Source organism: Rhizobium oryzicola (assembly GCF_030504645.1).
GTDB lineage: Bacteria > Pseudomonadota > Alphaproteobacteria > Rhizobiales > Rhizobiaceae > Neorhizobium > Neorhizobium oryzicola.
Map to the genome: position 1 here is coordinate 73,041 of NZ_JAUKWQ010000001.1, position 26,360 is coordinate 99,400.

Genomic DNA, 26,360 nt, shown 5'->3' on the forward strand with positions numbered 1-26,360 from the left:
TCAACCCTTTCTCCTGGATTTGCCCTTCATAGCCTCCTCGGTCGGACGACCGGGGCGTGAGTGAAACCTTGGTAGCATCCACCCGTAATGGATTGCGCCGCCCCGTAGGCCGAAGGCGGCCGCCATGCCCAGAGAGGATGACAGCCAGAGCGGCAATTCCCCGAGCGTTGCGCCGGTAAAGACGGCAGCGCCGGCCATGGCGGCCGTCACATAGATTTCAGGTCGCAGCAGGATCGAAGGTTCATTGGCGATGAGGTCGCGCAGGATGCCGCCGAAGGCTGCCGTCATGGTGCCTGTCACGATCGCAATCGTGGGCGATCCCGTAGCCGCCAGGCCCTTGGCCGCACCCATGACGCAATAGGCGGCGAGCCCCACGGCATCGAGCCACACCAAAAGGCGATAGCGCCATTCGACACGATGGCCGGTGAAGAAGACGAAGATTCCAACCATGAAGCAGATGATGAGGTAAGTCGGGTCCTTCACCCAGAAGACCGGACCACCGCCCAGAACGAGGTCTCGCAGCGTTCCCCCGCCAATGCCCGTGGTGGCGGCAAAGAACAGGAAGCCTACGAAGTCCAGCTGCTTGCGCGATGCCGCAAGCCCGCCCGTTGCGGCAAACAGCGCGACCCCGGCGTAATCGAGAAAGGTCAGAATGGACATGGGTGTCGGTGCTCGGTCAAAGTGTCTAAAGGTCACTATTAAGGGCAGAACGTGTCACGAAAGCTTGGATGCTTCCGCCCCCGTCTCCAGCGTCACGCAAGTACCAGGCGGTTACAATAGAAAGGTGCGCCTGCGCCTGCCATCGGCGAAGGTCCGTTGTCTACAGCAATTTGGGTGAAGGAGAGCCGGGTGGCAAAGCTTCTGATGATTCTCGTACAGGCCCTCGGGCTCATCCTGATGCCGACGCTTGCGCTGTCACAGCAACAGTTGCTCGACGATCCTGTCTCGTTCGAGAAAAGCCATTTTTCCAAGCAGTGCAAGTCAGTCGACTTCGGCGACGAATTCGCGACCAAGCTCGACATCAACAATGACGGCCTGCAGGACGTGGTCATCAACCACGGTTCGATGATCTGTGACGGCGAGAAGGGCGTTGGCTGCAACGGCGAAGGTTGCCCCTACAACTTCTACATCCAGGTCAAGGAGGGCGGCTATCTCTTGATGGCAACCGCCCAGATCTACGGCTATGATTTCATCAAGCGCTTCGGCAACATGGTCTTCGTGTTCAAGATGCATCCCAAATATTGCGATCGCCTCGCCGGCGATCCGTGCCTGATGACCGTGCGCGTGCGCGGCGCGGAGATGTTCACGATCTCGAAGAAATGACGCTTTGCGTCAGTCTATGCGGCCCGCCAGCCGGTATCCGATAAGACCCAGCCATTCCCGAACCGCTGTCGATGTGTTTTGCGCGTTGAGCGATGGCTGGGTGAAATCCAGTCCGGGTGAAACCGTACCGCTCGTCCGGTAGTCCACCGGCCAGGGTTTGACGGCCAGCCCTGCCTTTTCGAACAGCGCGGTTGCGCGCGGCATGTGGAAAGCCGAGGTAATGAGCAGGCACTCTTTGAGGCCCTGCTTTTCCAGCAGTGCCTTTGTCTTCTGCATGTTTTCCCAGGTATTTCGCGACTCGTTTTCCTTGATGACTCTCGCTGTCGAGACGCCGTAGCTCGAAAAGAAGCGTTCGGCGGCGGCAGCCTCACCCTCGTAGCGGCCGCTGAAGGAGCCATCGCCGCCGGAAACGAGGATCCTGGCCTCGGGATGCGCGATCGCCAGTCGAAGCGCTTCGGTATAGCGGTCCGCAGCAGCGTTGAATTCGATACCGCCACGACTGTTCATGACCTCGTTTTCGATGGCGCCGCCCAGCACGATCATGCAGGCAATCTCGCGCGGTTCGGCCTGGGGCCGCGGTACCCGGTCTTCCAGCGCCTGCAGCATCAGGTTTCCGGTGGTGGTGTAAAGCGTCAGGAAAAGCACCAGCGCAGTGGCAAGCGCCATACTCGAGCCAAGGCGCCGCCAGCCCAGCAGACCCAAAAGCCCCGCCAATACGCTCAGGAAAAAGGCGAGCGACAGGGGCTGCGCCAGCAGCCAGACGATCTTCGATACGTAAAACATCAATCACTTCCGCTGAGGGGCCCGGGTCACGCGCTGGTTATAGCGCCGGTGCAGGGCCCGGCGCAGCATCAGCGTGGAAAGAGCGACGCAAAGTGTCAGCAGTGCGGCGATGAAGAGAGCCAGATCCGGCAGAGCGAGCCCGAGGATGGCGCCGGAGAGTGCACCTGTGACCATGCCGATCCACGGCACCGCCTGGATGTTCCAGTCGAACTGCCGGTCGCCCAAGATGAAGCGGCCAAGCCCGCGCCCGAAACGCGACAGTGCGCCGGTCACGTAAGTGAGGCCGATCGGCAGGCCCTCGATGTGCTCGACAGCGGCATTCACCAGCCCCATGGCCAGCACGACCAGATAGAAGCGTGGATAATGCGCGGCAGGCGAATTCAGTATGGCGGCGAAGGAAAGCAAGATGCTGACGCTCGCCAGCACCGCAAAAATGCGACGGTCGGCGAGATAGCCGATGATGACGCCGATGGCATTACCGGCCACGAAGACGAGGATCGCACCCAGCAGCACAAAGGCATGAGCATCCTCACCGTCAGCCAAGGCAATGGCGGAGCGGGTGGTGTTGCCGGTCATGAAGGACACGAAATCCCCCGAAAGGCGGAGCCCGATCGCATCCGTCATGCCCGCGATGTAGGATATGGCCGCCACCAGTGCGACGCCTGTGCTACGCCGCTGCGTCTTGATTATCCGCCGCCGTCTTTCTCTCGTCATGCCATCCTCAACATGCCGCGAATGCAATGAAGGCGACTCACGGACTCGGCTCCAGCTTACGGCAGGCACAGAGGAATTGGGAATAGATCAGGACAGAAGAGTCCGCGTCAGCGCATGGTTCGGGTCGGCAAGTCCGTCGATCACGTTGAAATGGTGCCGGTCCGGCTCGACGTAAGCACCCGTTTCCGCGCCGAGCCCGAGCCACAGGCTCGCCATCAGAGCATTCTGACGGATGAATTCCGCACGCTCATTGCCGCCCACCCAGCAGAACAGGCGCGTGTTTTCGCCGGGCGTCATGAGCACCGGGCTTTCCGCTGCCGCTTCTTCCGAGGCCAGGCGAAGGTTGTTGTTGAGCCCGGTATGGATCAGCGGTCGCAGATCATGCACGCCGGAAATGGAAACCACGGTGCGAATGCGGGCTCGAACATCGGAGGCAAGCGGTGACGTCGCAGCGATCATGCGGGTGACGAGATGCCCGCCGGCGGAATGGCCGGTCAGATGCAAGGGGCCGTCCAACATCGCAGCTGCGGCGGTCAAGGCCTGTCCGATTTCCGTCACGATCCCGCCGACGCGAGCATCGGGGCAGAGCGTGTAGCTCGGCATCGCCACCGCATAGCCGCTCTCCACCGCACCGGCCGCCAGATGCGACCAGTAGGATTTGTCGAGCGCCTGCCAGTATCCGCCATGTACGAACACCACGAGACCGAGCGGCGTGCTCTGCGGCAGGAAGAGGTCGAGCCGGTTACGCGAATTTTTGCCATAGGCGAGATCCAGCCGCGCCTGCCCCTTGGCAAACATCGTCTCCCGATAGGCTTTTGCCGGGGCCACCCAGGCCTCCGGCCAGCGCTCGCCCTGCGGAATATTGGCGCCATTGGTATAGGCGTCGTTGAAATCCTCGATCCGGTGGAAGATCATCCGCTAGGCTCCTTGCTCATCGTTTTGTCAGAGGACGGTGCGCACGCGCCAGAGTTCTGGGAAAAGCTCCACTTCCAGCATCTTCTTGAGATACTGGGTGCCCGACGTCCCGCCGGTGCCGCGCTTGAAGCCGATGACGCGCTCGACCGTGGTGACATGGTTGAAACGCCAGCGGCGGAAATAGTCCTCGAAATCGACCAGCTTTTCCGCCAGCTCATAGAGATCCCAGTAACGGGCAGGGGCCAGATAGACCTGGCGCCAAGCTTCCAGCACCTTTTCGTTTTCGCTGCGCTTTTCCCGCCAGCTGGTGCGCTGGCCATCTTCGCCGATATCGAAGCCGTTGCGCGCCAGAAGCAGGATCGCCTCGTCATAGAGGCTGGGGCGGGAGAGAATGTCTTCCAGCCCTTGTGTCAGGTCATTTCGGTGCTTGTGGGGCCCCAGCATGGCGAGGTTGCGGTTGCCGGCCAGAAACTCGATCGCCCGATACTGATAGGACTGGAAGCCGGAGGATTGGCCAAGCGCATTGCGAAACTCGGTATATTCGCTGGGCGTCATGGTGCGCAGCACATCCCAGGCGCTGTTGAGCTGTTCGAAAATGCGCGCCACGCGCGTCAGCATCTTGAAGGCGGGCTGCGGCTCGTCCCGGCGGATGGCATTGATCGCCGACGAAATTTCGTGGATCGCGAGCTTCATCCAGAGCTCCGACGTCTGGTGCTGGATGATGAACAGCAACTCGTCATGCGCGGTTGAGAGCGGCTTCTGCGCCGAAAGGATAGGGTCGAGCTGCAGATAATCCGTATAGGACATGCGCTCCCGGAAGGACATTTCAGCGCCTTCCTGCGCGGGATCGTAAGGAGTGACGGTCACGTTACCAGCGCCTTCTGCTTGAATTCCGGGGCATCCCAAAGATTGTTCGTCATGATATCGGCAAGGATGTCGACAGCGCCTTCTACATCGCGCTCGCTGATATAAAGCGGCGTGAAGCCAAAGCGGATCGCGTTCGGGGCACGGAAATCACCGATCACGCCGCGAGCGATCAGCGCCTGCATGATGGCATAGCCTTCGGCGTGTAGGAAGGAGACCTGGCTGCCGCGCTTCGTGCCATCCCGGGGCGAGCCGAGCGTCAGTGACGGGCACTTATCCTCCACCAGCCGGATGAAGAGATCGCAGAGCGCAATCGACTTGGCCCGTACATCGGCCAACTCGACGCCCTCCCAGGCATCAAGGGACGCATCGAGGGCTGCCAGTGCCAGGATGGGCGGTGTGCCGACCCGCATGCGGTCAATGCCATCGCCCGGTCGATAGTTGAGATCGAAGGCAAAGGGTTTTTCATGTCCCAGCCAGCCGGAAAGGGCAGGGCGCGCGCGCTCTGCCCAGCGCGGCGCAACATAGATGAAGGCCGGCGCGCCGGGGCCGCCGTTCAGGTATTTATAGGTGCAGCCGACGGCAAAGTCGGCATCGGCGCCCAGCAGATCGACGGGCAAAGCGCCGGCGGAATGGGCAAGATCCCAGACGCAGAGGGCACCCTGCGAATGCGCCTTCGCCGTCAGTGCCTTCATGTCATGCAAGCGCCCGGTGCGGTAGTCCACTTCCGTCAGCATGGTCACGGCAACCGTCTCGTCGATAGCCGTCTCCACCTCTTCCGGATCAACGATCTTCAACTGATAGCCGCGATCGAGATAGGCGATCAGGCCTTCCGCCATGTAGAGATCGGAGGGGAAGTTGCCGTTGTCGGAGAGAATGATCTTACGGGATGGATCTTTCTCCGCGGCAATATCGATGGCGGAAGCGAGCGCCTGATAGACCTTGATGGAGAGCGTATCGCCCATCACGACGCTGCCCGCAGGCGCGCCGATCAACCGACCGACCCGATCGCCAATGCGGCGCGGCATCGCCATCCAGTTGGCCTGGTTCCAGCCGCGAATGAGCATCTCGCCCCATTCGTCCTGCATCATGCGCGACACGCGCTCGCGCGCGGCAAGCGGCAGCGGCCCAAGCGAATTGCCGTCGAGGTAGATCACTCCCTCCGGCATGTGAAACAACTGACGCGTCCGTTCGAAATCGGCCATTCCTGAGATCCCTGCTTGGCAGGCACACGTCTGTCTTCAGGCGCGGCCATCTTTCTTCCGGGCATGATAACCAAAATATTTTAGGTTTAAACTAGATTCTATCACGCTGGAGCTTTGTGCGTTTTTATTAGACCGGCCTGAACTTCTTGCTGACGAAGCGAGAACTCTGCAGACCGAACCGCCATGGCAGCTCCATGGCACGGGTGATGCCGATCCGCGGCCCGCTGATGACGGGAGACGGCGCGGCCGGCAGGGTCAAGGCGAAGGGCGAAGCATTCAGCGTCAATCCATCATGGCCAAGGTGGATGCCAAGCGCCTGGGTGAGGCGGCCGGGTCCCGCACAGAGACTGGCGAGATCGCTTCGACCGCGCCGCGCCTGTATCTCTTCGATGCCCTCTGTCGGCTGAAGCGCACGGATCAGCACCGCGCTGCCGGGCAGGCAGACGAAGTTCAGACACCAGTGGATGCCATAGGAGCGGTAGACATAGGCATGCGCCGGCGGCCCGAACATGGTGCGGTTGGTGGCATTCATGCCCTTGAAGCTGTGCGAGGCCGGGTCATCCGGCTGATAGGCTTCCGTCTCGACAATGATGCCGCCCGCGCCGTTGAAGAGTAGCGTTGCGCCGATCAGGTCGCGCGCGACCTCGACGGAAGAACGACTGAAGAAATGTGTGAGATCAGATGAAGCGGCCATGCATCTAGCATGTGGCGCGATAGGGGCGGGCGCGCAACCCGTTTCTGGTCCTCGATCGCCGCCAGCAGGCATATCGTTCCTACACATTGCCTTGCCACTCCAGCTTCGAATCTCTAGGTAAGCGGCATGGCAGCACGCGACCGATATTCCCGAAAACTCGAATGCCCCCAATGCGGACATTCCGGCTTTGCCGAAGTGTCTGAAGATGATGATCCACGCCGCAAGGATCCGGGCTTCCAGATCGATGAGATGCCCAAGGGCTTTTCGACCGAGTTCGCCTCCCGCGACCCAGCGAAATATATGCTGCGCTGCCAATGCGGCCACAAGTTCCGCTTCGCCCGCAAAAGCGTCTATGCGCCGGGCGGCGAGCCGCGGGGGTAGGCGCGATCACATTGGCATATGAACTATGAGGCCGTTGGCGGCGCGATGAGCAGCTTGTCGACCTTCGTTGCTGCTGGCCATCGTTTCGGGTAGCTTAAGTTGGTGTCAGCTTATTCACTCCAGGTGGAAGGCGAATGTCCAAGCTCAACATTTATAGATTGATCGTGATCATCGGCTTGGCGGTATTTCTTTATACGTGGTCAGACGTTGCGGTGCCGCTATTCGCAGGATGGATTGTGATGGCACTCTGTGATTGGCATATGAACAAATTCAACGCTTCACGTGTGAAAGCTTCAAGGGCTCCGATACGAAACTACCGCTCTCTCGGAGCGCTGGATATCTGGCTTGGCATTTGGAACGGATTCTACGTCTGGAAAGACCTGGATCACGGTTACCATCGGCGAAACCGCGAAGGCTCCTGAGGGCTCAATCCTATCAAGCGGCTTTGTGAGGGGTAACTCTGAGATCGAAACCCATCGCCTTTATGACCTTCATCACCGTGCCGAATTCCGGATTTCCTTCCGCACTCAGTGCCCGGTAAAGGTTCTCCCGGGACAATCCGGCATCCTTGGCGATCTGGGTCATACCTCGGGCTTTGGCGACCTCACCGATTGCCGCAGCGATCGTTGCGGGATCGCCCTCTTCGAAGACGGCCTCCAGAAACAGCGCGATCTTTTCTTCCGTGTCGAGATGCTGCGTGACATCCCATTTGGTTGTCTTCAGCGCCATAGTCGTTATCCCTTCGCGTCCTTCGCCATCTGCTTTGCTGCAGTAATGTCACCGGCTTGCGTGCTCTTGTCGCCGCCACACAGCAAGATAATCACCACCTTACCCTGTTTGACGAAATAGATCCGATAACCGGGTCCGTAATCAATCCGGAGCTCGCTGACGCCTTCGCCGACGGGCTTTACGTCCCCAGGGTTTCCTATGGAAAGACGAAAGATGCGGGCGTTGATCCGCGCTTTTGCTCTCTCGTCCCGGAGACGGGAAAACCATGTGGCGAAAGCTTCAGTTTCCCGGATCTCTAACATAAAGGAATTGTAGCGCATGCGCTACAAGCGAACAAGCGGCCTGGATCAAGCCTTCAATCTATGTTGATCCACTTCGCGGGAGCGGAAGCTCAAGCTTGCGTGGACATGGCTTTGCCTACAAGCTTTGTTTCACGATCAGCTAAGGCCACTATTTGTCAGTTGAGTGGGAGAAAAAACTTGGTGGAGCTAAGCGGGATCGAACCGCTGACCTCTTGCATGCCATGCAAGCGCTCTCCCAGCTGAGCTATAGCCCCATCAGGGTACCGGGCATTAACCGGTTCCGGGAACCCCTTCGGAAGCGGCGCTTCGTTTGGGGTGGCGGCTTATTACTTCCGGTTTTCCGGGAGCGCAAGCCGAAAAATGAAAGGCCCGGACATTTTTTCAACATCCGGGCCTAACCATTGGGAAATCTTATACTTCGTCTTCGTCGCCACCGACGCCGATGATGCCGGAGACGTCATCGTCATCATCGTCTTCATCGGCTTCCAGGAAGGTGTCGTCATCGTCGCCGTCGATCTCGACGTCGTCATCGCCGATGTCAGGCAGGTCGTCGCCGCCGGCTGCATCATCGCCTTCTTCCAGCGAGACCAGTTCGACGTCCGGATTTTCGGTATCGACTTCTGCGACTTCTTCTTCTTCAGCCTGTTCCATCTTCATCTGTGCCGTGTTCTCCTCGAAGAAGGAGAGCGGCCAGGACTTGCCCGTGTAAGGGGAAACGACCGGATCACGGTTCAGGTCGTAGAATTTCTTGCCCGTATCCGGGTCGGTGCGCTTGGTACCAAGTTCCGCTTTTGCCACTGTGGATGCCTCGTGAGAATGGCCGATCAGTTCGGCGTTGCCGCAATCGCGACGCTCAAAATTGTTAGCCGGTCCCCATAATGCTTGTAAATCCTTAAGTCAAAGGCAAATGTGGCCTGCAAAGCCGCAAGCGCTTGGCCTTTTGTCGTGGTTTCCGCTATGGGCAGCGGGATATGCAAGAGGATTGTCTCATGACCTTCATCATCGCCATCGATGGCCCGGCCGCCGCCGGCAAGGGAACGCTCTCGCGCAGGATTGCCGAGACCTACGGCTTCCATCATCTGGATACGGGGCTCACCTACCGCGCGACAGCCAAGGCGCTGCTGGATACCGGTCTGCCTTTGGATGATGAGACGGTCGCGGCGAGGGTGGCGCGCGAGGTGGATCTTGCCGGTCTCGATCGCTCTGCCCTGGCGCAGCATCACATTGGTGAAGCCGCCTCGAAGATTGCGGTCATGCCCTCCGTGCGCCGTGCACTCGTTGAGGCGCAGCAAGCCTTTTCAATGCGGGAACCCGGCACCGTGCTTGACGGGCGCGACATCGGGACGGTGGTGTGTCCGAATGCGCCGGTGAAGCTCTACGTCACCGCATCTCCGGACGTGCGCGCCCGGCGCCGTTACGATGAGATCCTCGCAAGCGGCAGCGAGGCGGATTATGAAGCGATCTTTGCAGATGTTAAAAAGCGCGATGAGCGCGACATGGGTCGTGCTGACAGTCCTTTAAAACCGGCTGTCGATGCGCACTTGCTTGATACCTCGGAAATGAGTATAGAGGCCGCATTTCAAGCGGCGAAGAGTATCATCGACGCGGCCTTGAACAGGAATTGACGATCCGCCGGCCCGCCCGGCGCATCACCGTCAGACGAGTAACTTGAAGACACGGGTCCCGCGCCGGATTGCCCTCGAAGTGTGTAGGGCGGACTTGATCTTTGGGTATGAGCAACACGAACCCCCGGCGCATCGCGTGCCAATGGCACGATCAGGAGATTTCATGTCAGTAGCAAACCCCTCGCGGGAGGATTTCGCAGCCCTCCTCGAAGAATCTTTCGCATCGCACGACCTGGCCGAAGGCTATGTTGCCAAGGGTCTCGTCACCGCGATCGAGAAGGACGTTGCGGTTATCGACGTCGGCCTCAAGGTTGAAGGTCGCGTTCCGCTGAAGGAATTCGGCGCCAAGGGCAAGGACGGCTCGCTCAAGGTCGGCGACGAAGTTGAAGTTTACGTTGAGCGCATCGAAAACGCTCTCGGTGAAGCTGTTCTGTCGCGCGAGAAGGCTCGCCGCGAAGAAAGCTGGATCAAGCTGGAAGCCAAGTTCGAAGCTGGCGAGCGCGTTGAAGGCGTTATCTTCAACCAGGTCAAGGGCGGCTTCACGGTTGATCTTGACGGCGCCGTTGCCTTCCTGCCGCGTTCTCAGGTCGACATCCGTCCGATCCGCGACGTAACCCCGCTGATGCACAACGCACAGCCCTTCGAAATCCTCAAGATGGACAAGCGTCGCGGCAACATCGTTGTTTCGCGTCGTACGGTTCTGGAAGAGTCCCGTGCCGAACAGCGTTCTGAAATCGTTCAGAACCTGGAAGAAGGCCAGGTTGTTGACGGCGTCGTCAAGAACATCACCGATTACGGTGCGTTCGTTGACCTCGGCGGCATCGACGGCCTGCTGCACGTCACCGACATGGCATGGCGCCGTGTGAACCATCCGTCGGAAATCCTGAACATCGGCCAGCAGGTCAAGGTTCAGATCATCCGCATCAACCAGGAAACCCACCGTATCTCGCTCGGCATGAAGCAGCTCGAGTCCGATCCGTGGGATGGCATCTCCGCCAAGTACCCGGTTGGCAAGAAGATCTCCGGTACCGTCACCAACATCACCGACTACGGTGCATTCGTTGAGCTGGAGCCGGGCATCGAAGGCCTCATCCACATCTCCGAAATGTCCTGGACGAAGAAGAACGTTCACCCCGGCAAGATCCTGTCCACCAGCCAGGAAGTTGACGTGGTCGTTCTCGAAGTCGATCCGTCCAAGCGTCGCATCTCGCTCGGCCTGAAGCAGACCCTCGAAAACCCGTGGCAGGCATTTGCCTACAGCCATCCGGCGGGCACGGAAGTTGAAGGCGAAGTCAAGAACAAGACCGAATTCGGCCTGTTCATCGGCCTCGAAGGCGACGTTGACGGCATGGTTCACCTGTCCGACCTCGACTGGAACCGTCCGGGCGAGCAGGTCATCGAAGAGTTCAACAAGGGCGATGTCGTCAAGGCTGTCGTTCTGGACGTCGATGTTGAAAAGGAACGCATCTCGCTCGGCATCAAGCAGCTCGGTCGTGATTCGGTCGGCGAAGCCGCAACCTCTGGCGAGCTGCGCAAGAACGCTGTTGTTTCGTGCGAAGTCATCGGCGTCAACGATGGCGGCATCGAAGTGAAGCTCGTGAACCACGAAGACATCACCTCGTTCATCCGCCGCGGCGATCTCGCTCGCGACCGCGACGACCAGCGTCCGGAGCGTTTCTCGGTTGGTCAGGTTGTCGACGCTCGCGTTGTCAACTTCTCCAAGAAGGACCGCAAGGTCATGCTGTCGATCAAGGCTCTCGAGATCGCAGAAGAGAAGGAAGCCGTCGCTCAGTTCGGTTCGTCCGATAGCGGCGCTTCGCTCGGCGATATCCTGGGTGCAGCCCTGAAGAACCGCAGCAACGACTAATAGCCGTTGCATGCTGAATTGAAGAACCCGCCGGAGCAATGGTTCCGGCGGGTTTTTCTTTGACTTTCTTTGCCTGAATGTCTTGGGTCAGACCCAGCCGCTCATGCGCTGGTAATAATCCTGCGCCTCGCCGTCTTCAGATACATCGTCGAACGACCCTTCTGATTGCTCTGGCTGTTGCCGGTTGCCACCACGCGGTTGCCCCTTGCGGCGGCCCTTGGAACGCTCCTCGTCTGTCGCTTCCACCGGCTTGATCAGTGGCTCTTCCTCATCGAAATCGTCACCGCGCGGCGGATAAGGATAAGGAATGGGGAAGGGGATGACGCCGGTTGCTTCCGGCTGCGTATTTCCGGCTACGGAACCCGGCATGGCTGCTGCCGCAAGGGTGGCCGCCAGCGATTGCGCCGGGGATATCGCAGGCTTCTCTGCGGGTACGTCAGCAGGCATTTCTCCGGATGTCGCGTTCCAGGTGCTGGATTTGGCAAGCGTCGCGGCTGTTGCCCGTTCGTCACTCTGGAGATTGGCCATCGTCGCATTCCCGGAAAAGTCCCGCGCTCTATCGCTCACATGCGACGGCGTTTCAGAAACAAGATCCTGAAGCCACAGAATGACGCCTTCGGCCTCGTAGAGAGTGGCTGGGTTGAGATGCGGTGAAGATTGCGACGAAGATGTTGGCAAACGTGACGCTTTGTCCGCCGGCAATCGGTTGGCTGCCGCCGGATAAGATTGTTCCCGATGGGCTTCTAGCTTTGCAGCTTCTGGCTGATGCCCACCGCGGGTGACCTCGTTCCCCCTTGCCGGAGCATCGGAGGGGCTGCGGGCTTCCGACCGGGGACTTTCGGATTGTGGGACCGCTTCCCAATCGCTGCGGATATCAAATGCGTGGTAGATTCCGCCATCATCCGCAACCTGGTGCGCGGAGCTTCGGGTATTTTGAAGAGCCGCCATGTCCTGCCGCGCGACGGGCGGTGAGGCGGGAGAGGTCCTGCTTTGGCCGTTGGGCGTCCCGGTTGCGAGGGGCGCTGTCGCCGGTGCACGCGTCATGGCGGCGACCGGCACTGCCGTGCTGGCCGTGGATGCCGTGTTGTTGTTGGCACCGGTTCGCGGGGGAGTAAGATCGATCCGCTGTTTCGGGCGCTCCGCATTCTCTTGACGATTGGGCGGTTGGCTAATCTCTCCTTCGTTTTCCTGGTAGGATGTCAGCACCACCTGTTCGGCCAGATCGCGTTCCGCATAGGCGGCAAGTTCCAACTGAAGCGCCACCTTGGCGGCATCAGGGCCGGCTGGATTGCGCAGGATCTCCGATAACAGGCGCAGGGAGAGACCCTGCAGGATCTGGTTCAAGGCCTTTTGCAGAAGTGCGCGTTGTTCCGGCGTCAGCGAGGCCATCGCCTGGGAAAGACGTTCCGTGTAATCCGACAGCGATTCGCCTTCACGGCGATCAAGCCGGATAAGCTTGCCGATGGTGCTGGCGACCACGGAAAGTCCCTGCGCCAATTGCAGTTGCCCCGACAGGGACAGAAGGTTCAGGCGGCTGGAACTTCCCGCCTCCCCGTTGCCGGTGTTGGCCGAATACTCCGAACGGGTTCGACTGCCGTCTGCCTGAATCGCAGCCGAAAGAAGATGTTGCTGGCTGTGGCCGCTGAGGGATGCACTGGATGCGAATGCAACGGGTGGCAGCATGGCTTGCCTCGCGCTGGTCGATTAAGGGGGCATACCGGCTACGGAGAACAAGGGTTGGCCTGACTGATTGTGACTAAAAGCCATTCCGCAGCGCCTCATGGCGTCATAGCTGCCGATTAATGGTAAGTATTCTCATCAAAAGATTAATGTTTCATTAGTGACGATGCGCCTCATGCGGGCATGACGCATTCACTTCCCATCTGGCACGGTACCGCCATTCAGGTTGTTGCCGGGATCTGCTTCTGGTCGTGCTTTGGCTTCAGCAGGCGGTAGAGGCCGATCTCATCCAACGAAACCAGAACCGTCTCTTCACCGTTTGTGTCCTGATCTCGATCCTTTTCCACTTTCAACAACGCCTGATCTGATTGTTCGGCCTTTGATAATGAAGGGTCGCTTTCCGTGTGTGGGTTCGCCACCAGCTCGGGTCGGCTTACGGCTTTTTCATCGCGATCGGGTGCCTCTACAGCCGCCGCAAAAAAAGCAAGCATATCCGTGCCGGATGCCCCATTTATTCGATCGTCGGATTCTGCGGTGCCGGAAGCCTTGGTCCGTTCGGCAATCTTCTTGTGCATTGCCTCGACACTGTCCAGCTTGGCGGAAACCTCGCGGGCTGCGATATCCTTCTGCCGTTCGGCCTGCGTCTCGGCATCCTCGACATGCGTCGGGTCGGCCTGTTTCTCTCCCAGCTTCAGTTCGGCCAGCGTCTTCGGCTTTGCCACGTCTTCCAGCCGTTGGAGGATTTTGGCCGTGTCGCGGTCGGACAGGCCGTCGCCGCCATATTCCTGTTCAAGTGCCTTTTCGACAGCGCTTGCCGAATCGGAATACGGATTCTGGATGGCTTCAATGACCGTTGAAAGCGTTACGCCAAGCTTGTCTAGCCCGAGGGTCTTGCTGAGTTCGTCCGTAGCCTTTTTCGTCAGATCCGCCACGGCCGCTTCGATCGCTCGGCCGTAGGTAAAGGATGACATATCGGGTGTTTGCTCAACGCCAACCGCCTGGCCGAGCTTTTGATAAAGCTGCGCCTTCAGCGTATTTATATCCACATGGTTCACGGAAAACAGGGCAGAGCTGATCTTGTCCCGCGCCCTCAGGCTTGCCCGGTCTGCGGCAGCCCTTGCCTCGGCCATGGGGTCAGGTGCCTGTCCGGTCTTTTCCTGCTGCTCGCGCTGGCGGCGCTCCTCGGTCTCGTCCAGCATGGATTGCATCAGGCCAATAGCGATCTTACCTGCTGATGGTACTGATATAATCTGCATGGTTTCCTTCCCTTGGATATGTGCGAATCCGTGTGAGACGGTCGCACGCACCAATTAATGAAAGGATAACCGAGGGTTGTGGAATCTGGTTAGCTATGCGCGAAAATGTCGGTTTCCTCCCAGCCCAGAAGATCCAGCTTGGCACGCGTCGGCAGGAATTCGAAGCACGCCGCGGCATGCTCCAGCCGATTGTCCCGTACCAGGCGCTGCATGAGCTTGTCGCGCAGGGCGTGTAGGTGGAGGACGTCGGAGGCCGCATATTCCAGCTGTGCCTGCGAGAGCTTTTCTGCCGCCCAATCCGTCTGCTGCTGCGCCTTGGAGACGTCAATATCGAGCATCTCTTTCAGATTGTCCTTCAGGCCGTGGCGGTCGGTATAGGTGCGGGTCAGGCGCGAGGCGATCTTGGTGCAGAACACCGGTGTGGTCGTGACGCCGAAGGTGTGAAACAGCACCGCTATGTCGAAGCGGCCGTAGTGGAAGATCTTCTGCCTGCTCGTGTCTGCCAGCAACGTGACGAGGTTGGGCGCTTGCCTCTGCCCGGCCGCGATGCGAATCACATCGGCGGTTCCATCGCCCGGCGAAAGCTGAACCACGCAGAGTCGGTCGCGACGCGGTACTAGTCCAAGCGTCTCGGTGTCGATTGCGACAGCGTCGGTATAGCGGGCAGCATCGGCGGCGGAGATATCGCCTTCGTGATAGCGAATGGTGCTCATGGTCAATCCCTGGAAAACTTAACTTCGCTATAGCGGAAGCGGAGGGGTCGCAACACCACCATGCTCAAATCTAACACACAGGATAGCTCAGCTTTGCGTTTCACGCATTGCTGCGTTGCAGCAGTGCTGTTGTCCGAGCAGGCGCTCTTCTGTATAACCAACTCATCGCAGCGACGCACTCCTCCTCCCAGTGTCGCTCGATGTGGACCGGCAATATCCTCCTCCTCCCAATTGCCGGTCGAGTTTAAAAAGCCTGACGCACCTCCTCCCGCGTCAGGCTTTTTTGCGTTTCAGATTTGTTACAATATAACGTATCTTAAGTTGTTTTAGAATAGTTGATTTCACGCAGCTGTCATAAGGCGTGATTATAGCGACGATGTGATTGAACACATCGTTGTGAGGACCTTATGCGCACGCTTTTTGCTGCCCTGATTGCGACCACTGCACTTGCTGGTGCTGCCCAGGCCGCCACCGTTTATCCTCTGGACCGCGCCACTATTCTGAACGGTTCGCCGTTTGACTTCAAAGTCGAATTCAAGTCCGTCGTAAAGCCCGAGGACGTCAAGGTGACCGTTAACGGTCAGGATTACAAATCCGTGTTCGGCACGGAAGCCAAGTTCGTTGCCGAAGAGAAGGGCAAGGACGACAAGGTTCTCGGTTCTGCCCTGATCCTGCGCGGCGCGAAGCTGCCGGCTGGCACCTACAAGATCGAAGTTGCCGCTGGCGACGACAAGAAGTCCGTGACCTGGGATGTTTACGCCACGGCTGACAAGCCGAAGGCCAAGAACATCATCTTCTTCCTGGGCGATGGCCTGTCTGTTGCGCACCGCACCGGCGCCCGCATCATGTCCAAGGGCATGACGGAGGGCAAGGCAAACGGCCACCTGAACATGGACACCCTGGATCGCGCTGCCTTCATCGGCACCTCCTCCACGAACGCCATTGCAACCGACAGTGCCAACACCATGTCGGCCTACATGACCGGTCATAAGACGGCCGTGAACGCACTTGGCGTTTACGCGGACCGTACGCCGAATACGCTGGATGACCCGCGCGTCGAAACCATTGCCGAAGCTGTTCGCCGCACGACGAAGAAGTCGATCGGCATTGTGTCCGGCGCTGAAATCGAAGACGCGACCCCGGCCGCCGTTGTTGCGCACACCCGCGCCCGTGCCGACAAGGCCGAAATCGTCGGCATGATGTATGATGTGAAGCCGGACGTCATTCTCGGCGGTGGCTCTGCCTATTTCCTGTCCAAGGATGTGGCCGGTTCCAAGCGCAAGGACGACAAGGACTACATCAAGCTGTTCAAGGACGCCGGCTATAGCCTGGCAACCGATAAGAACGAGCTTGCCAAGGTGTCCGGCGACAAGATCCTCGGTCTCTTCCACACCGGCAACATGGACTCCGTCCTCGACCGCCAGCAGTTGAAGAAGGGCACCGTCGATAAGTTCCCGAACCAGCCCGGCCTTGTTGAAATGACCAAGGTCGCCCTCGACAACCTCTCGAAGAACCCGGAAGGCTTCTTCCTGATGGTGGAAGGCGCCTCCATCGACAAAATGTCCCACCCGATGGACTGGGACCGCGCCATGTATGAAACCATCGAATTCGACCAGGCTGTCGGCCTTGGCCTGGAATTCCTGAAGAAGAACCCGGACACGCTGATCGTCGTGACTGGCGACCACACCCACGGCGTTTCCGTCATCGGCACGATCGATGATGAAAAGCCGGGCACCGACATGCGCGAGAAGGTCGGCACCTATGCGGATGCCGGCTTCCCGAACTACGAAGACAAGGATGGCGACGGCTATCCGGACAAGGTCGATGTGACCCGTCGCCTGGCTGTCTTCTCATCCAACTTCCCGGACTATTACGAGACCTGGCGTCCGAAGATGGACGGCCCGTTCGAGCCGGCTGTCCAGAATGAGAAGAAGCAGTACGTTGCCAACGAAGCTTACAAGAACGTCCCGGGTGCCGTCTTCCGCGAAGGCAACCTGCCGCGTTCGGCTGATACCGCCGTTCACGCTGTTGATGACGTCATCCTGCAGTCCACGGGCCCGGGCTCCGAAGGCTTCAAGGGCTATCTGGAAGAAAGCGACGTCTACAAGGTGTTGGTCGATACCTTCGCGCTCGGCGCCAAGAAGTAAGCCATCTTTCGCTTGCAGTCTTATCCGGGCAGCTTGCTGCCCGGATATTTCCGTTTAAAGATTTGCTCTCTCTCGTCGGAGGTCGCCCATGTCTCGTGGTATCGACGTTTTGCACTTTGACCGTCGGACATTTCTGTCGACGATAGGCCTTGCCTTCGCAACCGTGCCGTTTCGTGAAGCCTATGCCGCGACCACGCAGCTGAGCTTCGGCGAGCTCTACGGCAAGGTGAGCGTTCTCGGCCTCGAATTTTCAGACAAGGTCAAGACCCTCACCGGCAAGCCGGTCGCGATGCGTGGCTTCATGGCGCCGCCTTTGAAGGCGGAAGCGGCTTTTTTCGTGCTGACCGAAATCCCGATGTCGCTTTGCCCCTTTTGCTCCTCTGATGCGGATTGGCCCGACAATATCGTGGTCGTCTATCTCGGCGCCAAGCAGACCTTCACACAGCCCAACCAGTTGATCGAAGTGCAGGGCCAATTGGACATGGGCTCGTGGATTGATCCTGAGACTGGGTTCGTCAGCCGGCTTCGTATTCGAGATGCAAGTTTCAGGATGGCCTAAGCCATGACATCGCTGATTGTGGAAGGTGTGCGCCTGAGCGTGCCCGATATGGCCGTGCCTGTTTTGAATGTCGATCACTTGATGATCGGCTCCGGGGCACATGTGGCAATCACCGGCGGCTCGGGGTCGGGCAAGAGCAGCCTGTTGAATGTGCTGTCCGGCCTGGAAAGGCCGACAGCTGGTCGCGTCGTGTGGGAGGCGGTGGACATTGCTGCCTTGAGCGAAAGCGGCCGTGATCGCTGGCGCGCCGAGCATGTCGGCCTTGTCATGCAGGATTTTCATCTGTTTCCAGGGCTGTCCGCTCTTGAAAACGTCTTGCTTCCCGCAAAGCTTGCCCGGGTGGCAAGTGAGGCGCTGAAGCAGCGGGCAGGCGAATTATTGGTCAAGGTTGGCCTGTCGCGCCCGGACCAGCATGTCGAAACCATGTCGCGGGGTGAAATGCAGCGCGTGGCAATTGCCCGTGCGCTTCTGCGCGAGCCGGGCATCATCGTCGCTGACGAGCCGACCGCCAGTCTCGACGCCGAAAGTGGCGAGGCGGTTGCCAACCTGCTGCTGTCGATCGCTGTAGAAACCGGCTGCACGCTTCTCGTCGCGTCGCACGATCCGCGCCTGGTGGAGAGAATGAAGCGCCGCATTGCTATGCGCGCCGGTGAAATCGTCAGCGATACGGTCGATGCGGAGTCATCAGCATGATCTCCTTTATTCTTGCTGATCTGCGCCGCCTTTGGCTGGGCGCGGCCGTCATGATCCTGTTGGTTGCGCTGGCAACGGCTCTCGGTGTCACCGTCACCCTCCAAGAGCGGGCGCTGCGGTTGGGCAGTGCTCGTGCCGCAGACCGTTTCGATTTGGTGGTGAGTGCCGCAGGTAGCGAAACGCAGCTTGTTCTCTCCTCCGTCTTCCTGCAGCCCTCTCCGCTGCCGCTGATGCCCGGTGATGTACTGGCCAAGCTGAATGCCGATCCGCGCGTCGCCTGGGCGGCACCCGTGGGCTTCGGCGATAGTTTTCTGGGTCACCCCATCGTCGGCACGACGACAAAACTGATTACGGGAACGACAACAGGATTTTCCGCCGGTGCCGTCTTTGCGCATGAGGGGGAGGCGGTGGTCGGTGCCGGCGTCGATCTCCCAGTTGGCGCGGAGGTCAAGCCCATGCATGGCACGGCAGAAACCGGCGGCGAGACCCACAAGGAGATCGCCTATCGCGTCGTCGGCAAGTTGAAACCAACGGGCACGCCCTGGGACCGTGCGATCCTGGTGCCTGTGCAGGCGGTCTGGCATCTGCATGGCCTGGGTGCGCATGACGATCATGATGACGACCATGACCATGCTGATACGGCTGGGGCGGCGAACGCCCCCGCTGAACCGGAGCATCATGACGAGCATGATCATCATCACGGCCATGTGGATGCGGATGCACCAGTCAACGAGGCCTTTACGCAAGAAGCGCCGGGCTTGCCGGCTATTCTCGTAAAACCAAAGACAATCGCCGATGCCTATCGCCTGCGCCAGGAGTATCGCTCCGGTTCAACGCTTGCCGTCTTTCCGGGTGAAGTGCTGACCAAACTTTATGCAACGCTGGGGGATGCCAAGTTCGTTCTTGCTGCCGTCTCTGCCGGATCGCAAGTGCTGGTGGCGGCTGCTCTTCTGCTCGTCAGCCTCATTCATGTCGGCCAACGACGCCGCCAGATAGGTGCGCTCAGGGCCTTCGGGGCACCCCGCACAGCCGTCTTCTCTATTGTCTGGAGCGAATTGTTCGGGCTGGTCGCCCTTGGCATCGGCCTTGGCTTCGCGCTGGGCTATACGGGCGCCCGTTTCATCGGAACTGCCTTCACGACACAGACCGGCGTCATCCTGCCCGTGGAGTTCGCGATGGAGGACTGGCGCATGGCGTCAGCATTGCTTCTGCTCGCAGCCCTCTTCGCCGCCATCCCGGCGCTTCTCGCCTACCGCCAGTCACCGGCCCAGGCCTTGCGGGCATAAATTACGCCTATCCGAGATCGGCGATGGCTTTCATCACGCTGTCTTCGATCTCGATGCCTTGCTGGTCGGCCAGACGCCGTGCTGAGCGACCTTTGCGGCCGGGTAGACGCACACCATCCTCTTCCGTCATCAGGCTTGCAAGCGCGGCGATCCGTTGCGTGGCGGCCTCTCCAGCCGCCGCTTGCGGGTCTATGGTGATGATGAACTGGCCAAGCGCCGGTGGCGGACCCTTGTCGTCAAACAGCGAGCTTGCCTCATGGGAAAAATGCGCGCCGGTGAGACCGGCGGCCAACACTTCCACCATCAGCGCCAGTGCCGCACCCTTGGCGCCACCTGCAGGCGCCATGGTCCCCTTCAGGGCCGCATCGGCATCGGTGGTCGGGTTACCGTCCGCGTCGAGCGCCCAGTCATCCGGGATTGGTGCACCCTTTTGATGCGCTTCCATCACCTTGCCGCGCGCCACCTTGGAGAGCGCAAGGTCGATGACGATGGGATCGCCACCGGCCATGGGAACTGCAAAGGCAATGGGATTGGTGCCATACAACGGCTTCCTGCCGCCCCAGGGCGCCATGGAGGCAGGCGCATTAGCAAACATCATGGCGGCAAGGCCCTGCTCGGCCAGGCGTTCCACCGTCAGCGCCATGACCCCTGCATGATGTGAATTGTGAATGGCCGCGCAGGCAATGCCTTGCGCCCGTGTCATGGCCGGGAGCTCAGCCACTGCAAGATCGAGCGCCGGATAGGCGAAGCCGAACCGCACATCAATGGCGAGAAAGCCCGGCTTGGGGCGCGTTGCGCTGGGCTCCGCCTGCCCATTCACCTTGCCCGCGCGCGCTTGCTTTACATACGCCGGAACGCGGCGCAACCCGTGGCCCGATTGCCCTGCCGCTTCGGAGGCTACAAGTGCGCGGGCGACCGATGCCGCCGCTGCCGGGCGAACGCCATTCTTCTCGAACACGCCGGTGACGAGGTCTGTGAGTTCGGCAATCTGGAAATGCATGAGGAGGGCCTTGGTTATTACAGAGCGAGCCACGCAGAAGGCGGCTCGGCTGTCTTAACAACCCGTGGGTCCGGTGGGAACCCTGATCGTCAGCTTGGCATCGGAAGGCGGCGTCGGGACGCTAGACAGGCGATTGATGTTGGATACCGCCTGCTCATCGACCTCGGGGAAGCCCGAACTTCTCGCCAGCGACACGCTCAGGATATTGCCCGAGGCATCGATGCGAAAGGCGATCGTCGCCGTCAGCGACTTGCCGTGGAAACCGGCCGGGCAGCGGAAGGAACTGCGCCTGCGGATATAGGAGGCGACCTTGCTTTCCCATTCTTCCGATTGACGCGACGTACCGGTTCGCTCCTGAGAGGTGCGGTTTGCTGCCGTCTTGTCCGCTACCGGCGCTTCCGTCTTGGCCTCGACCTTTTGCTGCGAAGCCTGCTGCTGCGGCTTTGGCTTCGGCTTCTGCGCGACCTTCTTCTTTTCCGGCGGATCGGGCTTCTTCTCAGCCTTCTCTTCCGCAGGTGGAGGTGGCCGCATCACAGGCAGGGGAACCTCCACATTCTCCAGAAGCGGTGGCTTCTCCGGTACCGTTTCGGCAATCGGTGGCAGCGCCTCGGGGATCGTGGCCGTCTGTTCAGGCACAGGTTCCGGCTGCGGCTCCTGAGTCTGCTGAGGAGGAGGCTCTGGAGTGGGCGAAGGAGTTGGTTCCGGTTGCACCTCTTCCTTTATTGGCTCCGGTGGCTGAGGCTCTGGCGGAACCTCCGCGGCCTGCTGTGGTTGAGGTTCTGGTGGTGGGGGAGTCTCAGCTGGCTTTTCCGGCTCCAGTTGCCGGCTTTTGACCTCTTCCGCCGTTTCTGTTTCCTTGGATGCGACCGTTTCCTCAGGCATCCTGGCTTGAGGTTCGGGCGCAAGCTCCAGCATGATGGCTGGTGGATCACCGGCACCAATGTCTTCCGCAGGCTTTTCACGCAGCATCAGGCCGACGCCGGCCACGTGCACGCTCACGACGAGAGCGGCAGCGACGGTCCAGAGCGTCGCATCGCGGACCAGCAATCCTTCCGATCGCTCAAGGAGCGCTGTCATGGCTGCGATCCCGTTGCCATTCCGGGCAGTGTTTCAAGTCCCACCAGCGCGATCTTGAGGTAGCCTGCATCCCGCAACAGGTTCATCACGTCCATCAGCTGACCGTAATCAACGGCACGATCAGCCCGCAGGAAGATCCTGACATCCTTGTTGCCTTCGGATGCCTTGGTGAGTGCTGCAGCCAGTTGCGTGCGGCCGACATTGTCATTGCCGATATTGAGCGAAAGGTCCTGCTTGAGCGTGAGGTAGAGGGGCTTGTCCGGTCGCTGCACAGGCTTGGCGGTCGAGGCCGGAAGATCCACATTCACGTCGACGGTCGCCAGCGGTGCCGCCACCATGAAGATGATCAGCAGCACCAGCATTACGTCGATGAAAGGTGTGACGTTGATCTCGTGGTTTTCGGGAAGATCGTCCCCCTGGCTTTCGCGAATGCCGCCGGCCATGGCTCATTCTCCCGCGATCAGGGAGACGGATGGCTTGCGGTTGCCGGGAGGTACCCTGCGGAAGTCGAGGTCGCGGCTCACCAGTCTTTCCACCCCGGCTGCGGCATCGGCCAACAGGCCCCGATAACCAGTGATGGAGCGGGCAAACATGTTGTAAATCACGACCGCCGGAATGGCAGCCACGAGGCCGATGGCGGTCGCCAGCAAGGCCTCGGCAATGCCCGGCGCGACGACCGCGAGATTGGTGGTCTGGGATTTGGAGATGCCGATGAAGGAATTCATGATGCCCCAGACTGTGCCGAACAGACCTACGAAAGGGGCGACGGAGCCGATGGTGGCCAGCGCGCCCGTTCCCCGCAACATCCGGCGGCCGGCTCCCGCCTCGATCCGCCCGAGAGCCGAGGAGATGCGCTCCTTTACGCCGGCGTTTTCGGCATGATCGAGAGCGCCTTCCGACAGCTTGACCTCATGAGCGGCCTCGCGCAGCATGAGCGCTGCCGGACCAGCCTTTTGCTCGGCGGCGGAGAGTGCTTCCGAGAGGCTTCTGGAGCCCCGAATGACAGAAAGAACCTTTTTCGCCCGCCGACGTGCACCAATGAGTTCCAGCGTCTTGGCAAGCCAGACTGTCCAGGTGGTCACGGAAGCCAGTGCCAGCCCCATCATCACGCCTTTGACCACCCGGTCGGCTGCGAGAAACATTCCGATCGGTGAAAGATCGTGCGGGATGTCCTTACGCGGCGGCGGGTTCATCAATTGCGTGACAAAGCTTTGCTCGGTTGCGGGCTCCGGGGCCGCATTCTGGACCGCAGATGTATTCGTCGCCTGCGCTTGCGCGCTTCCAGCCGTTGGCTGCGATGCAACCGGTAGCGATGAAGGTAGAGTAGTGGTTTGTTCGGTTGCGGCAGCCGCGCTCTGATTGGGAACCGCATCCTGCGCAGAAACCGGGGCGCTGAACGTGATCATCCATGCCGCCGCCAACAGGACTGCCGGAATAGAGGCAGTCCCTGCCACCATGGTCGGACGGACGTCTACTGGGGTGAGGTTCGACATCAGGATACTCCGGGACGAATGTCGGCTTGGCGTATCACTGGCCATGCCATTGCACCTCGGATAGTAAACTTGAGAAAAAAGCACAAGAAATAATTGACCGTCACAGTCAGGAATTTGCAACCGGATACGTGCGCGCAAACGAAAATCGCCGGCACTGAGGCCGGCGATTTGAAGACGTGAGACGCTCCGTGGACGCTTAAAGCGTACGGGTAACGTGTTCCACGCGGAAGCATTCGATCGTGTCGCCGGCGCGGATGTCTTCGTAGTTTTCGAAGGCCATGCCGCATTCCTGACCCATCGGCACTTCCGCAACTTCGTCCTTGAAGCGCTTGAGCGTCTTGAGCTTGCCTTCGTGAATGACCACGTTGTCGCGCACCAGGCGCACGCCTGCACCACGTTCCACCTTCCCTTCGACGACACGGCAACCTGCGACCTTGCCGACCTTCGTGATGTTGAACACCTCGAGGATTTCGGCATTGCCGAGGAAGGTTTCGCGACGTTCCGGCGACAGCAGACCCGACATCGCTGCCTTCACGTCATCCACCAGATCGTAGATGATGTTGTAGTAGCGGATTTCGATGCCGGCACGCTCGGAAGCAGTGCGAGCCTGCGCATTGGCGCGAACGTTGAAGCCGATGATGGCGGCGTTCGAGGCTTCGGCCAGCGAGATATCCGATTCCGTGATGGCACCGGCGCCCGAATGGACGATGCGGGCCCGTACTTCGTCGGTACCGAGCTTGTCGAGCGCTGCCACGATCGCTTCGACAGAACCCTGCACGTCGGCCTTGATGACCAGCGGGAATTCCTTGAAGCCCGTATCCTGCAGCTTGCTCATCATCTGTTCCAGCGAACCGCGCTGACCCGACTGGCGGGCAGCGGCCTTGTCGCGGGCCAGACGCTGGCGATACTCGGAGATCTCGCGAGCACGGCTTTCGTTTTCGACCACGGCGAACTTGTCACCGGCAGCAGGCGTGCCCGACAGGCCGAGGATCTCGACCGGCATGGCAGGACCCGCTTCCTTGACGTGCTCGCCCTTGTCGTTGACCAGTGCACGCACGCGGCCCCACTGATCGCCTGCCACGATGATCTGGCCAGGACGCAACGTACCCTTCTGGATCAGCACGGTGGCAACCGCACCACGACCACGGTCGAGCTGCGCTTCGATGACAGTGCCTTCGGCGGTACGCGTCGGGTCTGCCTTCAGGTCGAGAACTTCTGCCTGCAGAAGGATAGCTTCCAGAAGCTTGTCAAGGTTGAGCCTGTTCTTGGCAGACACTTCGACGTCAAGGACTTCACCGCCCATGGATTCGACGAAGACTTCGTGCTGCAGAAGCTGCTGGCGAACCTTCTCCGGGTTTGCCTCATGCTTGTCGATCTTGTTGATCGCCACGATGATCGGCACGTTGGCCGCCTTGGCGTGGTTGATCGATTCGATCGTCTGCGGCATCACGCTGTCATCAGCAGCCACGACCAGAACGGCAATATCCGTCGCCTGCGCGCCACGGGCACGCATCGCAGTAAACGCAGCGTGGCCGGGAGTGTCGATGAAGGTGATCTTCTGGCCGTTCTGCTCGACCTGATAGGCACCGATATGCTGGGTGATGCCACCGGCTTCGCCCGATACGACCGAGGTCTTGCGAATGGCGTCGAGCAGCGAGGTCTTGCCGTGGTCCACGTGACCCATGATCGTGACAACAGGCGGACGCGATACCATTTCACCGGCATCGTCAGCCACGTTGAAGATACCTTCTTCAACGTCAGACTCCGATACGCGCTTCACGGTATGACCGAATTCAGTCGCGATAAGTTCAGCAAGGTCGGCGTCGATGACGTCGCCCGGCTTCATCATCTGCCCTTCCTTCATCAGGTACTTGATGACATCGACGGCGCGTTCAGACATGCGCTGCGACAGTTCCTGAATGGTGATGGTTTCAGGCAGGATCACCTCGCGCATAACCTTTTCGCGGGTTTCCTGCATCTGACTGCGGCGGAACTTCTCCTGACGGCGGCGCATGGCCGACAGCGAGCGTCCGCGCGCATTGCCGTCGTCATCCACGTCAGCCGTTGTTACCGTCAGCTTGCCACGGCGGCGATCGTCTTCCTTCGGACGGGCAGGAACCTTGGCGGGCGCAGGCACGGGTGCCTTGCCACGAACCGGGGCGCCACGCGCTGGACCGCGATCGTCATCCTCGTCGTCGGACGCCTTGCGGCCACGAACGGGCATCGCGGGCGCTGCCGGTGCCGGCTGCGGCGCGGGACGGTTCGGCTGAGGACGGCCATCGTTGAAACGCTGGCCAGCCGGTGCTGCAGGGCGGGCGGCAGCGGGTGCGGCGGGACGCGATGCCGGTGCTTCGGCAATTGGCTGTGCAGGCGCTACCGCTTCTGCTGCTTCCGACTTCGGCGCGGCAGCTTCTGCAGCGGCGGCAGCCTTGGCTTCGGCGGCGCGGCGTTCGTCTTCCGCACGCTGTTCTGCAGCGCGGCGCTCGTCCTCGATGCGACGGCGTGCTTCATCTTCGGCACGCTGCTTGGCTTCGGCTGCATCACGCGCCTGGGCTTCCATCAGCGCGCGACGGCGTGCATCCATCTCGTTCGCAGACAGATCATGCAGAACGGCACCGCGTGGACGATCCTGCTGACGGTTCTGATAGTTGTTCGACTGCTGCGGACGGTGGCCCTGCTGGTTGTTCTGCTGCGGGCGATTGTTTCCCTGCGGAGCCGGCTGGTGAATGCGCGGAGCAGGAGCAGGCGCCGATGCCGAAGCAGGAGCGGCGGCTGGTGTTGGGCGTGGCTGGGCTGCCGGCTGGGCGGCCTCAACAGGGCGCGGTGCAGGTGCTGCCACTGGCGTAATCGGCTTTTCGTCTTCAGGCCGCATCGGGCGGCGCTTGCGGGTTTCGACCACGACCGCCTTCGTGCGACCGCGACCCATGTCCTGGCGTACGGTACCCTGGCTCATCCCGGAGGGCTTCAGGGTGAGGGTCTTCTTGCCCGAAACGCTGAGTGTCTTGTCGTCTTTACTGTCGGTCATTCCGTTCCTGTTCCTTCCGGCAGGAACAG

General features: G+C 60.2%; 27 protein-coding genes and 1 tRNA gene. 9 read left to right on the forward strand and 19 right to left on the reverse strand.

Annotated elements, in window-relative coordinates; genetic code table 11:
- Positions 1-660: a trimeric intracellular cation channel family protein gene (locus Q2T52_RS00310; RefSeq protein ID WP_302074692.1), complete on the reverse strand. Its 660-nt coding sequence runs from the start codon at positions 658-660 to the stop codon at positions 1-3.
- A gap of 189 nt (positions 661-849) precedes the next feature.
- Between Q2T52_RS00310 and Q2T52_RS00315 the strand changes: the two genes are divergently transcribed.
- Positions 850-1,323 (forward strand): hypothetical protein, encoded by a 474-nt coding sequence (locus tag Q2T52_RS00315; RefSeq protein ID WP_302074693.1) that lies wholly within the window; start codon positions 850-852, stop codon positions 1,321-1,323.
- 9 nt (positions 1,324-1,332) lie between these two features.
- On the opposite strand, the gene Q2T52_RS00320 is transcribed toward Q2T52_RS00315, so the two are convergent.
- The 6 genes from Q2T52_RS00320 to Q2T52_RS00345 form a co-directional block, all read right to left on the reverse strand.
- On the reverse strand, positions 1,333-2,106 hold the full coding sequence (locus tag Q2T52_RS00320) for a YdcF family protein (protein ID WP_302074694.1): 774 nt from the start codon (positions 2,104-2,106) through the stop codon (positions 1,333-1,335).
- Positions 2,107-2,109: 3 nt separating this feature from the next.
- Positions 2,110-2,820: a YoaK family protein gene (locus Q2T52_RS00325; protein WP_302074695.1), complete on the reverse strand. Its 711-nt coding sequence runs from the start codon at positions 2,818-2,820 to the stop codon at positions 2,110-2,112.
- 87 nt (positions 2,821-2,907) lie between these two features.
- Positions 2,908-3,735 carry a hormone-sensitive lipase gene (locus Q2T52_RS00330; RefSeq protein WP_302074696.1) on the reverse strand — a complete coding sequence of 276 codons (828 nt, stop codon included), beginning with the start codon at positions 3,733-3,735 and terminating at the stop codon, positions 2,908-2,910.
- Positions 3,736-3,762: 27 nt separating this feature from the next.
- The gene (gene kynA / locus Q2T52_RS00335; RefSeq protein ID WP_302074697.1) at positions 3,763-4,602 is read right to left on the reverse strand and encodes a tryptophan 2,3-dioxygenase; all 840 of its coding nucleotides are present in this window, start codon (positions 4,600-4,602) and stop codon (positions 3,763-3,765) included.
- A complete protein-coding gene (gene kynU / locus Q2T52_RS00340) occupies positions 4,599-5,804 on the reverse strand; it encodes a kynureninase (RefSeq protein WP_302074698.1) in 1,206 nt (401 codons plus the stop codon). Before kynU ends, kynA begins: the two co-directional genes overlap by 4 nt.
- Positions 5,805-5,931: 127 nt before the next feature.
- Positions 5,932-6,498 (reverse strand): DNA-3-methyladenine glycosylase, encoded by a 567-nt coding sequence (locus Q2T52_RS00345; protein ID WP_302074699.1) that lies wholly within the window; start codon positions 6,496-6,498, stop codon positions 5,932-5,934.
- A 126-nt stretch (positions 6,499-6,624) separates the two neighbouring features.
- Between Q2T52_RS00345 and Q2T52_RS00350 the strand changes: the two genes are divergently transcribed.
- Together Q2T52_RS00350 and Q2T52_RS00355 are read left to right on the forward strand one after the other, a co-directional pair.
- A complete protein-coding gene (locus Q2T52_RS00350; RefSeq protein ID WP_302074700.1) occupies positions 6,625-6,879 on the forward strand; it encodes a hypothetical protein in 255 nt (84 codons plus the stop codon).
- 134 nt (positions 6,880-7,013) lie between these two features.
- Positions 7,014-7,301, forward strand: coding sequence for a hypothetical protein (locus Q2T52_RS00355; protein WP_302074701.1), 288 nt, complete (start codon positions 7,014-7,016; stop codon positions 7,299-7,301).
- Positions 7,302-7,314: 13 nt separating this feature from the next.
- Here the strand turns inward: Q2T52_RS00355 and Q2T52_RS00360 are convergent, their stop codons facing one another.
- The 4 genes from Q2T52_RS00360 to Q2T52_RS00375 all read right to left on the reverse strand — a co-directional run bounded on the left by Q2T52_RS00360 (position 7,315) and on the right by Q2T52_RS00375 (position 8,708).
- Positions 7,315-7,608, reverse strand: a complete 294-nt coding sequence (locus tag Q2T52_RS00360) for an addiction module antidote protein (protein ID WP_302074702.1) — start codon at positions 7,606-7,608, stop codon at positions 7,315-7,317.
- A 5-nt stretch (positions 7,609-7,613) separates the two neighbouring features.
- Positions 7,614-7,910: a type II toxin-antitoxin system RelE/ParE family toxin gene (locus tag Q2T52_RS00365; RefSeq protein WP_302075986.1), complete on the reverse strand. Its 297-nt coding sequence runs from the start codon at positions 7,908-7,910 to the stop codon at positions 7,614-7,616.
- A gap of 178 nt (positions 7,911-8,088) precedes the next feature.
- Positions 8,089-8,164: transfer RNA gene (locus Q2T52_RS00370), tRNA-Ala, on the reverse strand.
- 157 nt (positions 8,165-8,321) lie between these two features.
- A complete protein-coding gene (locus Q2T52_RS00375) occupies positions 8,322-8,708 on the reverse strand; it encodes a TIGR02300 family protein (protein ID WP_302074703.1) in 387 nt (128 codons plus the stop codon).
- 191 nt (positions 8,709-8,899) lie between these two features.
- On the opposite strand from Q2T52_RS00375, the gene cmk reads away from it, so the two are divergent.
- Both cmk and rpsA read left to right on the forward strand, forming a co-directional pair.
- Entirely contained in the window at positions 8,900-9,535 is a 636-nt protein-coding gene (gene cmk, locus Q2T52_RS00380) for a (d)CMP kinase (protein ID WP_302074704.1), read from the forward strand.
- Between the two features lie 163 nt (positions 9,536-9,698).
- Positions 9,699-11,402 (forward strand): 30S ribosomal protein S1, encoded by a 1,704-nt coding sequence (rpsA, locus tag Q2T52_RS00385; protein WP_302074705.1) that lies wholly within the window; start codon positions 9,699-9,701, stop codon positions 11,400-11,402.
- Positions 11,403-11,489: 87 nt separating this feature from the next.
- Here the strand turns inward: rpsA and Q2T52_RS00390 are convergent, their stop codons facing one another.
- The 3 genes from Q2T52_RS00390 to Q2T52_RS00400 form a co-directional block, all read right to left on the reverse strand.
- Positions 11,490-13,085 (reverse strand): hypothetical protein, encoded by a 1,596-nt coding sequence (locus Q2T52_RS00390; protein WP_302074706.1) that lies wholly within the window; start codon positions 13,083-13,085, stop codon positions 11,490-11,492.
- Positions 13,086-13,303: 218 nt separating this feature from the next.
- Entirely contained in the window at positions 13,304-14,338 is a 1,035-nt protein-coding gene (locus tag Q2T52_RS00395; protein ID WP_302074707.1) for a hypothetical protein, read from the reverse strand.
- Between the two features lie 89 nt (positions 14,339-14,427).
- Positions 14,428-15,051, reverse strand: a complete 624-nt coding sequence (locus tag Q2T52_RS00400) for a ribonuclease D (protein WP_302074708.1) — start codon at positions 15,049-15,051, stop codon at positions 14,428-14,430.
- Between the two features lie 407 nt (positions 15,052-15,458).
- On the opposite strand from Q2T52_RS00400, the gene Q2T52_RS00405 reads away from it, so the two are divergent.
- From Q2T52_RS00405 to Q2T52_RS00420, 4 genes are all read left to right on the forward strand, one after another.
- Positions 15,459-17,198, forward strand: coding sequence for an alkaline phosphatase (locus Q2T52_RS00405; RefSeq protein WP_302074709.1), 1,740 nt, complete (start codon positions 15,459-15,461; stop codon positions 17,196-17,198).
- 88 nt (positions 17,199-17,286) lie between these two features.
- Positions 17,287-17,757, forward strand: a complete 471-nt coding sequence (locus Q2T52_RS00410; RefSeq protein ID WP_302074710.1) for a hypothetical protein — start codon at positions 17,287-17,289, stop codon at positions 17,755-17,757.
- Positions 17,758-17,760: 3 nt separating this feature from the next.
- Complete coding sequence (locus tag Q2T52_RS00415) at positions 17,761-18,450, forward strand: ABC transporter ATP-binding protein (RefSeq protein WP_302074711.1); 690 nt, start codon at positions 17,761-17,763, stop codon at positions 18,448-18,450.
- Complete coding sequence (locus tag Q2T52_RS00420) at positions 18,447-19,736, forward strand: FtsX-like permease family protein (RefSeq protein ID WP_302074712.1); 1,290 nt, start codon at positions 18,447-18,449, stop codon at positions 19,734-19,736. The genes Q2T52_RS00415 and Q2T52_RS00420 overlap by 4 nt, the downstream gene beginning before the upstream one ends.
- A 7-nt stretch (positions 19,737-19,743) precedes the next feature.
- On the opposite strand, the gene Q2T52_RS00425 is transcribed toward Q2T52_RS00420, so the two are convergent.
- The 5 genes from Q2T52_RS00425 to infB all read right to left on the reverse strand — a co-directional run bounded on the left by Q2T52_RS00425 (position 19,744) and on the right by infB (position 26,331).
- Positions 19,744-20,736, reverse strand: a complete 993-nt coding sequence (locus tag Q2T52_RS00425) for an Ldh family oxidoreductase (protein ID WP_302074713.1) — start codon at positions 20,734-20,736, stop codon at positions 19,744-19,746.
- A 54-nt stretch (positions 20,737-20,790) separates the two neighbouring features.
- Positions 20,791-21,813, reverse strand: coding sequence for a TonB family protein (locus tag Q2T52_RS00430; protein ID WP_302074714.1), 1,023 nt, complete (start codon positions 21,811-21,813; stop codon positions 20,791-20,793).
- Positions 21,810-22,256 (reverse strand): TonB system transport protein ExbD, encoded by a 447-nt coding sequence (gene exbD, locus Q2T52_RS00435; RefSeq protein WP_302074715.1) that lies wholly within the window; start codon positions 22,254-22,256, stop codon positions 21,810-21,812. Before exbD ends, Q2T52_RS00430 begins: the two co-directional genes overlap by 4 nt.
- A gap of 3 nt (positions 22,257-22,259) precedes the next feature.
- Positions 22,260-23,306, reverse strand: a complete 1,047-nt coding sequence (gene exbB, locus Q2T52_RS00440) for a tonB-system energizer ExbB (protein WP_302074716.1) — start codon at positions 23,304-23,306, stop codon at positions 22,260-22,262.
- Between the two features lie 196 nt (positions 23,307-23,502).
- Complete coding sequence (gene infB, locus Q2T52_RS00445) at positions 23,503-26,331, reverse strand: translation initiation factor IF-2 (RefSeq protein ID WP_302074717.1); 2,829 nt, start codon at positions 26,329-26,331, stop codon at positions 23,503-23,505.
- Positions 26,332-26,360 lie beyond the last annotated feature (29 nt).